Annotated in this window: 8 protein-coding genes; all 8 read right to left on the bottom strand. The window is 45.3% G+C overall.

Annotated elements, in window-relative coordinates; genetic code table 11:
• Positions 1-17 precede the first annotated feature (17 nt).
• Positions 18-2,891: a TonB-dependent receptor gene (locus tag FN815_RS02995; RefSeq protein WP_185957148.1), complete on the bottom strand. Its 2,874-nt coding sequence runs from the start codon at positions 2,889-2,891 to the stop codon at positions 18-20.
• A gap of 167 nt (positions 2,892-3,058) precedes the next feature.
• Positions 3,059-5,206 carry an ATP-dependent zinc metalloprotease FtsH gene (gene ftsH, locus FN815_RS02990; RefSeq protein WP_142453126.1) on the bottom strand — a complete coding sequence of 716 codons (2,148 nt, stop codon included), beginning with the start codon at positions 5,204-5,206 and terminating at the stop codon, positions 3,059-3,061.
• Positions 5,207-5,334: 128 nt separating this feature from the next.
• Positions 5,335-6,375 (bottom strand): thiamine-phosphate kinase, encoded by a 1,041-nt coding sequence (gene thiL / locus FN815_RS02985; RefSeq protein ID WP_142453125.1) that lies wholly within the window; start codon positions 6,373-6,375, stop codon positions 5,335-5,337.
• Positions 6,376-6,443: 68 nt separating this feature from the next.
• Positions 6,444-6,893 (bottom strand): ExbD/TolR family protein, encoded by a 450-nt coding sequence (locus tag FN815_RS02980; protein ID WP_142453124.1) that lies wholly within the window; start codon positions 6,891-6,893, stop codon positions 6,444-6,446.
• A 2-nt stretch (positions 6,894-6,895) separates the two neighbouring features.
• Positions 6,896-7,441, bottom strand: a complete 546-nt coding sequence (locus FN815_RS02975; RefSeq protein ID WP_142453123.1) for an ExbD/TolR family protein — start codon at positions 7,439-7,441, stop codon at positions 6,896-6,898.
• Positions 7,442-7,456: 15 nt separating this feature from the next.
• Complete coding sequence (locus FN815_RS02970; protein WP_142453122.1) at positions 7,457-7,723, bottom strand: hypothetical protein; 267 nt, start codon at positions 7,721-7,723, stop codon at positions 7,457-7,459.
• Between the two features lie 35 nt (positions 7,724-7,758).
• Positions 7,759-8,487: a MotA/TolQ/ExbB proton channel family protein gene (locus FN815_RS02965; RefSeq protein WP_142453121.1), complete on the bottom strand. Its 729-nt coding sequence runs from the start codon at positions 8,485-8,487 to the stop codon at positions 7,759-7,761.
• 168 nt (positions 8,488-8,655) lie between these two features.
• Positions 8,656-12,153, bottom strand: coding sequence for a hypothetical protein (locus FN815_RS02960; RefSeq protein ID WP_142453120.1), 3,498 nt, complete (start codon positions 12,151-12,153; stop codon positions 8,656-8,658).
• Positions 12,154-12,172 lie beyond the last annotated feature (19 nt).

Here is a 12,172-nt window from a genome sequence, read left to right as displayed (position 1 = left end):
TTAGGTTTTAGTGATGATTAAATCTTGTACTTAATTCCTAAAGAGAAAGAGATTCCACGCTTGTATCGCTGATAATAGTATTCCGTGTCCTGGAACATCTGGGACGATGTGATGTCCGGATTCAGGAGATTGTTTGCCTTCAAGCTGAGCTCAAATCTCTCAGCTATGGTCTTATTGGCGGTGAAGTTCAGCGAAGAATATCCGCGTTCGTAAATATCTGGGGTGGCACCCTCAGCCACGATGGTGAGCCGGTCTCCGAAATAGTTGTAGCTTAGGGACGAATTAAAACCAATATCCGGGTTCATGTACCCCAAGTCCATATTGAAGAGATAAGGGGATTGGCCCTGCAGACTTCTGGTAGATTCTGCATCGGGTTTAGCGTTTCGAATAACCTTTAATTCCAGTTCAGGAATATCCACTTCGGAACGAACCAGCGTAAAATTAGATCCAAGGGTTAAGTGGCGGAAGAAATCGCCTGCAAAACCAAGATTCTTTCGCACTTCCATTTCCAGCCCATAAACACGTCCCTCTTCTACGTTTTGAATGGAAAGAGCGTCATTCCCGAGATCAGTGCGGATCACGCGCTCCAGCGGGTTTTCCATTTCTTTATAGAAACCACTAATCGCAAATATCTCGCCCGGTGAAGTAAAGTATTCCCAGCGTACGTCATAGTTGGTAATCATGGTACGCTTCAGATTGGCATTCCCCTGGAACAACAAGCCACCTACAAAATCGAAGGTGATATAAGGGGCCAATTCACGGAAAGTAGGTCGCGCCACCGTACGCGTGTAAGCTGCACGAATATTCATGTTTTCGGACAAACTCAGAATACCGTTGATTGATGGGAGTAGATCGGTATTTTCAAGGATTCCCTGTTGTAGCGAAGTATCCATGCTGGTCACTTCAAGCTTGGCATCTTCGAGACGAACCCCACCCACCAACTTAAACCAATCGCTTAGTGGAAGTTCCGCCATAATGTAGGCGGCATTTACCTGCTTGGTAGCATCATAATTACTACGCGGGGTAGAAGCATTTTGCACATAATTACCAAACTGTGGACGACCACTATTGCTGTAGCCCAGAATTCCCAAGGAATCAAAAAACGCGTCCACATTGCCTTCTACATCGTTCAGCGTAAAATTGGTTACGTCGGTATAGAAGTCGAAACGTTGTTCCCGGAAATCCCGATCTACATCCACCACGTTTCCACCAAACTTAATATTACCTTTGTTTTGGTTGAAGGAGTTAAACGGAATGCTGATGTCTACTCCAGCCGTATTGTTGCTTTCTTCCAGGTCACGATAGAATCGGCCCGGTCGTTGGAAATTGTTGGTTGGACTGGAGTGCAGGATTGCACCGGAAGGGAAAGTATCTACCTGGGTAGTGAAATAGCGCAGATCAGGTTCATCCTGAATGCTGGTTGCCGTTGATCCTTTCCATTCTATTGACATCTTCAAAAAATCCTCGAAATAGCTCTTCCCGCTCAATTGTAAGGAAGTCAGGCTACGCTCGGTGTACCGGATAGTACGCGTCTGGAAAAGGGCGTCGGGGATATCATACTGAAAGCCTTCCAGGTACCGGCCTTCCGCTACGCCGCTTTGGGTGCGTAAAAAACGTGCAGAAACTTTATGATTGGGAGCAAACCGATAGGAAAGAGTCGCCATTCCGCCCCAGTCTACGCTTCGCTCTCCTTTAATATCCGTTACGTCAAGGCGCCGGAATAATTGATCCGATTCATAATAATTCCCTACCAGGTCATATCGTGACACCCCGCCATCATCATAACCGGAGTAACTTTGTCCGTAGGAAAAACTGGCTGTATAGCCCAAATCCTTCCCAAGCAAGGACACTTGGTTTCCAATAGAAAAACCATAGCTTTGGTTCATGGAACCATACTGCTGGCGTGGGCGAAATTCATTATTAAATGATTTAGAAAGACGGTCGAGGGTTTGAGCGGCCTCTTCATCGTTACGTGTGTCTCTTAAGGAGGGAATCTCCTGTCCGCTGTTCAGGTAATTGCGTACTTCTTGAGGAATAGCCCGGCGACCTCCATCATATCCAAGGAAATCGGTATCACTGGATTCACCTACCAATAAATTGCTAAACGAGGCTTTGGTGTTAAACCCTGTGGATGCTGATATCTGAAACGAGAATTGCTCGGGAAAATCTTTGGTAGCAATATCTACCAATCCACCGCTAAAGTTCCCCGGCTTGTCGGGGGTGAAGGTCTTCAGGGTAACGATATTCTCTAGCAAATTACTTGGGAAAATATCCAGCTGGAATGATTTCCGGTTAGGATCGGCACTGGGCAGCTCCGAGCCGTTTAGGTGGGTACTGGTGTAGCGATCACCCAAGCCGCGGATGTATACATATTTACCATCTACTACCGAAGCTCCAACTACCTTTTTCAAGGCTCCTGCTGCATCTCCACTTCCGGAATTGGAAATAGACTCAGCAGAAATGGCATCACTGAAGGAAATTGACTTTTGGCGCTGACGAAGTAATCCTGCTTCGTTGTCCAAAATGGCGTCGGCAGTGATTATCACATCTTCTAACTCTTCGGTCTCGGGCTGAAGAGTGAGATCAAGCTGTGTAACATCGCCGGCTTCTACTTCTACGCCGGTGATAGTTTGCCTTTGAAAAGAAACGTAGCTGGCAATTAAGGTGTAAGTGCCAGGCTCGATATTTCGGATGGCATAGCGGCCATCCAAGTCGGTTGAGGTACCGGTTGTGGTTCCTTCGATTACAATATTAACCCCAATCAGGGTTTCGCCGGTTTCGGCGTCTACAACGGTACCAGAAACGGTACCCGTACTTGCATCTTGCGCTTTGAGTTGAAATGAAATAGAAAGCGCAAAACAAACGAGTGCTGATATTATGTGTTTTTTCACGTGTGCTGATGTGTTTAGTTTTGCTTTCATTACTGTGATGCAAAACTAAACCTCAGCCTTTTCGCTACTGTTAACGCGGGGTTATGCTTTCTTTACCCAAACATTAATTTACCGTAAACCCATATTACGCGACTGTTAAGAAGGGCTTTTCAACCGCGTCAAGGGCGTTATTTTTTTTCTTCGGATGATTCTTCTTCATTCTCAGGAGCACCATTTCCATTCTCTGATGCATCAGACTTTTTTTCTTCGTCTGATTTCACAGAATCTTCAGATTTTTTCGGGGTGCCTTTAGAGTCTTCCTCTTCGTTAGCAGAATCCCCTTCCTTACCGTTTTCTGAAACCCCGTTTTGGGAACTATCAGAAGGTTTCTGAAAGATGCCATCAGGATACTTGCCATGTGGGCGGTCACCTAACAGATCGCGCAGCGCATGGTGATCCAATACTTCGCGTTCAAGAAGCGCATCAGCCAGTTTCTCCAGTTCTTCTTTATGCTTGTTTAAGAGATCGATAGTACGCTCGTGATTCATATCAATGATACGGCGCACTTCTTTGTCAATCTGCTGGCTGGTTACGTCAGAGTATTTCTTGTTGAAGCCAAAGCTGTTTTCAGGGCTTTGAGAATCTTTCAGGGAAATGTATCCCAGCTTCTCACTCATCCCGTACTCAGCTACCATGGCAAAAGCCATCTTGGTTATACGCTCCAAGTCATTTTGAGCACCGGTAGAAATCTTGCCAAAAATAATTTCCTCGGCCACACGCCCACCCAGCAACGCACAAATCTTGTCGTTGAGTTCTTCGGTAGTCATGAGGAAGCGCTCTTCGAGAGGCGTCTGAAGGGTATAACCCAGTGCAGCAAGGCCACGCGGCACAATGCTCACTTTCAATACCGGATCAGTGTACTCAAGGAACCAGCCTACAATAGCGTGTCCTGCCTCATGATAAGCCACAATCTTGCGCTCATCAGGGCTAATAAGTTTGTTCTTGCGCTCCAGGCCGGCAATTACTTTCTCGATGGAATCCTGGAAATCCACCATTTCGATGCTATCCTTTTCACGTCGGGCAGCCAACAGAGCAGCCTCGTTACAGAGGTTAGCAAGGTCAGCTCCGGCAAAACCAGGTGTTTGGGAAGCCAATACACGCAAGTCTATATTTTGGCCAAGCTTTAATTTCTTGGTATGTACTTTCAGAATCTCCACACGTCCATTAAGGTCGGGCTTATCAATCATGATCTGACGATCAAAACGGCCGGGGCGCAGCAAGGCAGAGTCTAAAATATCGGGGCGGTTTGTCGCCGCCATCAAAATAACGCCTTTATCGGAGTTGAATCCGTCCATCTCACTTAAGAGCTGGTTCAGCGTATTCTCACGCTCGTCGTTACTGCTCATAGCCATTCCGCGTCCGCGGGTACGACCAATGGAGTCAATCTCATCAATAAATACGATACATGGTGCTTGCTCTTTGGCTTGCTTAAACAAGTCGCGAACACGGGCTGCTCCAACGCCTACAAACATCTCTACAAAATCAGAACCACTCAAGCTAAAGAACGGCACACTTGCTTCACCTGCAGTAGCTTTGGCAAGCAAGGTTTTACCGGTTCCGGGAGGGCCCACCAGTAATACACCTTTGGGTAGTACACCACCAAGCTTGGTAAACTTCTGTGGGTTTTTAAGGAATTCTACTACTTCTTCTACCTCGGCTTTAGCTTCTTGCAGTCCGGCTACATCTTCGAAAGTAACCTTGGTATCCTTCTGCTGATCATACAACGAGGCTTTGTTCTTGCCAATATTCAGCACTTGCTGTCCGGGATTCATCTTTCGGAAGATAAAAATCCAGATCACAATCAAAATGCCCAGGGGAATCAGCCATATTAAAATTCCGCTAAACCAGTCTTCTTCAATACGGACATCATACGCTACGCCATTTTCATCCAAAACAGGTCGGATTTCATCATCCCGCAGCATGGTGGTGCTAAATTTCTTGAATTGCTCCGTATCTTCGGAAGCAAAAGGCATATTGCTGTCCGTTTCTTCTGGTCGCGTGATGATACCATCTGAAATGGCCTGATCAGAATAGGTTCCGGTAACATTTACTCCGTTAGTAATGGTTATTTCGGAAACATAACCCTCTTCAACATATTCAAGGAATTCACTGTATTTGATACGGTTGCCTTGTTCCGTACTCATGAAAAGAAACTGTGCTGCTAGCAATACAAAAAACAGCAGGAAAATACTCCAAGTAGGAAATTTAGGCGCATTACCACCTTTCTTTCCTTTTGGTTTAAGGGGTTTGTTTTGTTTTGGACTGTTCTGGGCCATTAAATAAAAGCTTAAAAAATTACATTAGACATCAAATATAACGAACCTGCAACTTAGATGGGTTAATCAGATCGCTTACTTATTACGCATTGAACGGTTAATTGGCAAAAAACGTGCCATTTCTCCTTTTATGACAATTCATCAAAAGAAACAACAGCACCTTCTGCTGTTTGCATCTGCATGCCCTCTTCCTGGGGCACCATACGCCCAATTACAACAAAATCATTGAAGTGGTTTACAAATTCTTCGACCTCTTTTTCGGGAAGCGTAAACATTATTTCAAGGTCTTCACCGCCAAATAGCGCGTACCGATCCACATCTTCCTCCATTTCATCCGCAACATGACGGGTTTCTATGGCAATAGGTAAGGCTGCTTGGTAGATATAAGCTCCCAAACCGGAAGCTTCTGACAATTCACTAATCTCATTCACCAGGCCTTTGGTCACATCAATCATAGAAGTAGGAATGATGTCATGCGTCTTGAGAGTTTCAATCAGGTCTCTTCTTGCTTCAGGAACGAGCTGGCTTTTCACCACAAACTCGTAGTCGCCCAGTTCGGGTTGTATTTGTTCGTCACCGCCATGCTCTTCCCAATATTTTTTCTCGCGCATCAATATTCGAAGACCCGCCAAGGCACCACCTACATCTCCGGATATGCAGATTGCATCCCCTTCATTAGCACCACTGCGATACGTAATTCGTTTTTTCTCAGCCTTGCCATACACACTGACTGTTATAACCAGGTTTGAGTGGTTGGCTTTGAGATCCCCGCCTATCACTTCTGTTTTATGATTTTCACCAGCGGCATAAATACCCCGGTAAATTTCTTTAATCATCTGAACAGAAATCCTGTTTGGCACAGCCATATTGATTAGCATGCCGTGCGGTTCTCCATTCATCGCATAAATGTCACTAATGGCAGCCGCCACTACTTTGTACCCAAGATGATGGAATGGAGTGTAAGTCAGGTCAAAGTCTACGCCCTCTACATAAGTATCGCTGCTAAGCAGGGTAAGGCTGTCGCCATCGTCAGATACTACAGCGGCATCGTCGCCTACCGAAGTAACAACCTCCTCTCTCTTGTACGCATCAAAATTGGTGATCTGCTTGAGCAGGGCTTTACTGCCAATGCTCTGTATTGTTTGAAATTCGTTAGATGGATCAGCCATAGGTTTTTATAAATAAAAAAAGGCAGCTGCGCTTTTCGCACAGTTGCCTTTATGAATAATGATATAAATTAATTGACCTCTCGCCGGGTAGAGTAATTAATCCTAAAAGTACTAGCCTTTTTTAGTTCTTCCTGTACATCGGTTAAAAGACCGAATTCGGAAGACTCATCAACCCGAAGTGATACAATCAATTTGGGTTGTTCGCGGAGTTTGTCGTACATCAGTGTTCTGATTCCTCCAATGTCTTCGACAATGGCATCATCAATTTGCACCTTATCTTCGCCGAGACGATTACCCGGAAGTCGCTCAGGGCCTATGTATACATAGGACAAGAGACGCTTCTGTTCAATCTTCTCAATATTCTCGGCGTCTGTAAGATTTACACGAACTTTCAGTGTTACTTCTCTCAATACGGTAGTTACCATAAAGAAGAACAGCAACATGAAAACCACATCGGGCATGGCAGAAGTAGGGATCTCCTGCTTACTACCGGCTTGTTTTTTCTTAAAATGTGCCATGATTAACTCTCGTCTGGTTCTGCGATTGAGATTTTCTTAGGGTACATATCCTTAACCTGCTGCTGTTGCGGGCTTTCTTCACGAAGTGCACCATAAGGAACACCGTAATTAGTCCGCGAGGCCTCATCCCTGAGATCCTTGTAGGCTCCCATTACCTCATCCAACATATCAACGTAGATGCGGTAAGGAGTAGCTCGCTGTGTTTTGATAGATACAATCGCGAGTTCAGGGTTTTCTGCCAGGTCAGCTTCATTATTAGGGTTCTTAATGAACTCTATAAGACGGGGCTTCACCTCATCAAGTTGATAAGGTTCTTCATCCATCAGGATACGTCCCTGAGCATTCACCAGAATGTTCATCAGGTTTCGTTCTTTAATCGGAGGTGGCTCCTGATCTTCCTCAAGCGGGGGTGGCAGCACCAGCCCGATACCAGTATCCACGTTAATCGTGGTGGTAACCAGGAAGAAGATCAGCAACAGAAAGGCGATATCGGCCATAGATGACCCATTGATATCGGCATCCTCCCTTTTGCGTTTCTTGATTAACATATCGTTGTCCTACTACTAAAACTTAAAAGTTCCACGTAAGCCTGTAAAAGCTATCGACAGTATCATGGCAGCCATCATCAGGGCAGCAGTAAAAATTGCTGACTTGGCGAATTCGCCAAATACCCCATAGGAAATTCCAAATACTACAAATGGAACAGCCATCATACCAATGCGTTTAAAATCTTGTTTGCCAAGGGCCAGGCTTCGGATACCAGCACCAAACATGGTGAGGACACCTAAAGCGAGCAACCCAAAAGCAAGTCCGACACTTATTGCAACCATTTTATGATCCTATTTATTGTTGGGATTATGATTTATTAAGCGTCTTCTGAATCGGCTTCAGGCCCAGCGTTAGGCACAATGGGCTTACCTTCCTGAAGAAGGATAATAGAGTCAATCAGCGTAATAGAACTTTCTTCCATTTCGGCAATCAGGCGGTCAATTTTAGATACACAGTAGTTGTATCCAATCTGCAGAATAATACCCGCTATCAAACCTCCGGCGGTTGTCAAGAGAGCAGTTTTAATACCACCGGCTACAATACTTGGTGAAATATCAGCCGCAGCTTCAATATCATCAAAAGCCTCGATCATACCTACTACCGTACCAAGGAATCCAAAGAGTGGTGCAATGGCGATAAATAGTGACAACCAAACAAGCCCTCTCTCCAGGAAACTCATTTCAATTGATCCGTAAGCTGAAATTGCTTTTTCAGCAGCTTCGATACCTTCGTGAGAACGCATCAAACCAGCTTGAAATACGGAAGCAACCGGACCACGGGTTTTGGCACAAAGCTCTTCAGCAGCATCAACGCCACCTTCTTGAAGTGCTTCCTGCACATTAACGATAAATTTGCGAGTGTTGATGTCGGCGAGGTTCAAGGTAATAATCCTTTCCAGGAATATGGCAAGACCAAGAATCAATGTAACCAATACCGGCCACATCCATCCACCTTCGTTACCCTCGTTAAATTTTGCGACAACTACATTGAAAAACCCTTCGTCAGCAGGGGCTTGTAAAAGAAAAAGAGCAATCGACGATATCATGTCTACTCCACTAATGTTTAAATGTTAAAGGCTAAGATTAATGAAGCGAAAGAATAGTTCATTTTACACTAAATGTCAAAGTCACATCCCATCTAAAATTGCATTTTTACGTAATGTTACCCACTTAACTGGTACAATAACTAAGTTATTTTTTTATAACGACTTTTATCAGAAGGTTGCGCTCATAACTAATTTAATAGTATGGATAGCGGGCATATTTTTTACCGTTCTCCCGTCGTAATTAAAACTAAAGCGAATCAAACTGTTAGTCTGATATGTACTGCCAACCGACCATATCAGATTTGTTCCTTCACCTGTGCCTTCCGTCAGCTCGTAGTTGCCATAGGTGGACGAACTCCCGTCAATAACCGTATTCCTTAACTCAAGCCGAAGGTTAGCCTGTACTTTTCTCCAGAGCCAGGCCCGGTGCGTGGTAGCAACTTTAATCATGTTGGCCGTTACCGGCTGATTTGGGTAGCGGTCTTCTTTGTTTAGATAAGCTACATTTAGTGCGGCACTCCATGAACGATTCACTGTGGCATCAATGCCTGGCTCCACACTCATGGATTGTATATCAAAATTCCTGTTTTGAAGCCTGCTGCTCTTGCTGCTATTTATAGATGTTTCTGAATTTAGCAGTAAACGTAATCTTCCCGTTAAGTCGTACCGGCTACTCAGGAATAACCGGTTGGTATAATTCCGGAGTGATTCGCTGCTACGCCTGTTTAAGCTTCTGTTCTCAGAATATCCAATCCTTACATCTGCTACATCCAGAGCGGGTAAGATGTCCAGCTCTTTCTCCCAATACAACCGCCCTTCAACCGTATTCGAATCATTTCGAAAGGTATTTAACTTCAGCAGATATACATCCGCCAAATTGCTGGTAGTTGAATTCTCCCTGATATCTATCCTTGAACGCAGCCGCATACCAGACCACCAGGGCCGATCTTCTATGTCTTCATCCCCTGCTATATTCGCAAAAGGCTGAATGGTATTGATCAGCCTGACATTGAGATCTACGACCGGGAAAAATTCATCGGAGGGCAAAAATTGGCGGACAAAAGTTCCTTCGTTTGCACTAACCTCAGGAAAAAACTCATCAATTTGCTGCACGCCATCATCATTTAGATCATCCCAAACATACTGCCCGATCTCTGGACCAACTTCTACATAGGCCTCTTGCAACAGCGCTTGTCTTCGGGTATTGGCCTGATAGAAAAACTCACCGTCAATCACTTCTTTTTTATCCATATAACTTGTAACCGATTTAATGAGCAAGCCCTGTCGCCCGGCCCGGCCCTCTTGTCTGAATGCATTGGTATATGTTTTGTCCCTCAACCGAACTTCATTGGAAGTTTCAAAAAAACGACTGGGACTGAAACGAATCCGGTAATGCTGTTCCAAAGCGGTTGCTTCATCTCTTAAACTGTTATCTAATACCGCCTGCTGTTCCCGGTAGCCTACACTCGCATTTATTTCAAAGTCCTGCCAATCTAATCTTACGCCCGGACCTACCTCATAAAAAGCCTGAGATACCTGTAACAAGGAATCGCTGTTAGCATCTCGCTGCTCCCTGTTTTCCTGCTCAAATCTAACATAGGGCGTAATCACTACTGGTCCGGTCTCCAGGGGTTTTGAGATGTTTCCATTTTGCCTGAACCAGTTTCCATCACTGGCAAGCGCCTCATCCTCACTTTGCACCCAGTCTTGTTGATAGGCTACATTAAGCAGTCCTTCTTCGTTACTAGTGACCGACGCTCCCTGCCGAATCCCGGAGAAGTCCTGACGGTCTATGGTTCCGATTTCTCCACTTACCATAGTATTCAAAGATGGCCGCACTTCAACCACTGCTTCGTTTAAAGCCTCCCGGGATTGACCGGTTCGGATAATATTCCATTTGCGGTCGAACTCCACTTCTCTCGTACGTTCGAAATATCGGAAACGATCTCCAGAAAAGCGCCGGGATACACGGGCACTTATTTCACCAATCCCACTTTTAACTTCATCTACCTTAATGCCTGATTCATAAGCCAAATCGGTGTTGTCGTCATCATCTATGGAGGAAAAACGGTTGGCATCAAAATCACTGACGGCCCATTCGCCAAATACTTCAATTTTAGGAGCCACCTGAAAACTCCCGTTTATAGCAGCCATCTGCTGTGCTTGTGGCGCCGGCAACTGCCGGAATGGAGCATACGAGCCCTGCCCCGGTCCTACCCATTCATACAATAAGCCATTAGCCTGCCCGCTGGCTCTGCGATAACTCCCTTCATTCTCGCCTACCCGCGAGAACCGTACCCGATAAATATTCTCACTCCCACCCGGGCGATGTTCATATATAGAAACGACTTCGCCATTTATCGTACTATCAACCCGCGTGTATAATAAGAACTCCTGACGCTCCTCTTCTGTAGCTACACTTGCTCCACTTACTACCGCCTGATCTACATCATCCCCCACTTGCCTTAACTCAGCAATGTCATCTTCAGATAGAGTTTGCTGTGATAGCAGATCGTCACCATCCGCCTGCCTGATTACCGTGGCACCAATTTTGAGTCGTCCATCCAATAACACATCTCCCCCCTGTGCGGCTACCATGGTTCGATTAAAATCACGGTCTATGTATTCGTATTCTACCACAATTCGGGTTTCGTCTTTTACCAACAGCTTATTAGTGAAGGTAATCTCCCCCAGGCCATAATCAATTACGTAGTCATTATCAGCGCCACGTTGCACCTGTTGGCCATTCACAAAAACGCGCTCCGTACCCGCCAATATCACCACAAATTCTTCATCGTTTCTTCCCGTCAACCGGTAAGGTCCTTGGACTCCTTCCTGTCCGCTAAAGTTCATGGATTTATAGGTTCCCCTCACCACCGATACCGCACCGCTGTAATCCCCATATGAAGATTCCACATATCCCGCAGCGCCCTGCAACCTCCGGTTAAGTTGGGCAAAAGTACTTTGCTCCAAACTAATGTCTACATCTCCCATTTCAACTGATGCCGATGGCGCCTGCAACTGTATGAATACCTTGTCAAACTCTCTCAGGTTTTGCGTGGTACCATCTGGTTGAATAGGAATGCTTTGATCCGTTAAAGAGGCATTGATATCAATATTCTCAGTTAATGCTCCGGATAATTCAAAATTCAGGCCGCTCTCCAGGGAGAAATCCTGGTTAGACCCCACGATAATGCCCCGACTGAGGCTACCCGACTGCCTCAGGTTTGATAAATCCGTAATTGCATCAGAAGAATACCCTTGTAATTCCTCTCCCAACGAATCTGGATTAGCGAACAGGGCAGAATCTGCCTCAACCGGTCTCAAAGGCTGCCAACTTCGTTTTAAGCTAAGGGGCAAAGACTGAAAATTAACGACTACTACACTGCCTGCAGGAAATTCTTGCTGAATCTTTAATAGCCCCGTTTGCTCATCAAAATCCCAGGAATTTGTAGCCAGCGTATCCCCGTTCAGCAACAATCTGACAGACGAAGGCTCCACCCACTCTCCCAGAAAATAAGCGCTGTCGGTTTTAGCAGGCCTCAACTCCATTTCTTGCTCAATCGTGGACTGTGCCTGAACCAACACCGGAGCTATCGAGACCAGGCCCCACACAAGAATGATCTTGATATAGAACTTTAATAAAATTTCTTCCTTTTCGATCAAAAACTGACTTTTAAAATAG

This window comes from Gracilimonas mengyeensis (assembly GCF_900182705.1).
In the GTDB taxonomy this organism is placed as follows: domain Bacteria; phylum Bacteroidota; class Rhodothermia; order Balneolales; family Balneolaceae; genus Gracilimonas; species Gracilimonas mengyeensis.
This window is presented reverse-complemented; position numbering and strand designations above follow the sequence as displayed.

Coding starts and splice junctions, on each gene's coding strand:
- ftsH (WP_142453126.1), bottom strand. CDS start 5,206: ATGGCCCAGAACAGTCCAAAACAAAACAAACCCCTTAAACCAAAAGGA.
- thiL (WP_142453125.1), bottom strand. CDS start 6,375: ATGGCTGATCCATCTAACGAATTTCAAACAATACAGAGCATTGGCAGT.
- FN815_RS02980 (WP_142453124.1), bottom strand. CDS start 6,893: ATGGCACATTTTAAGAAAAAACAAGCCGGTAGTAAGCAGGAGATCCCT.
- FN815_RS02975 (WP_142453123.1), bottom strand. CDS start 7,441: ATGTTAATCAAGAAACGCAAAAGGGAGGATGCCGATATCAATGGGTCA.
- FN815_RS02970 (WP_142453122.1), bottom strand. CDS start 7,723: ATGGTTGCAATAAGTGTCGGACTTGCTTTTGGGTTGCTCGCTTTAGGT.
- FN815_RS02965 (WP_142453121.1), bottom strand. CDS start 8,487: ATGATATCGTCGATTGCTCTTTTTCTTTTACAAGCCCCTGCTGACGAA.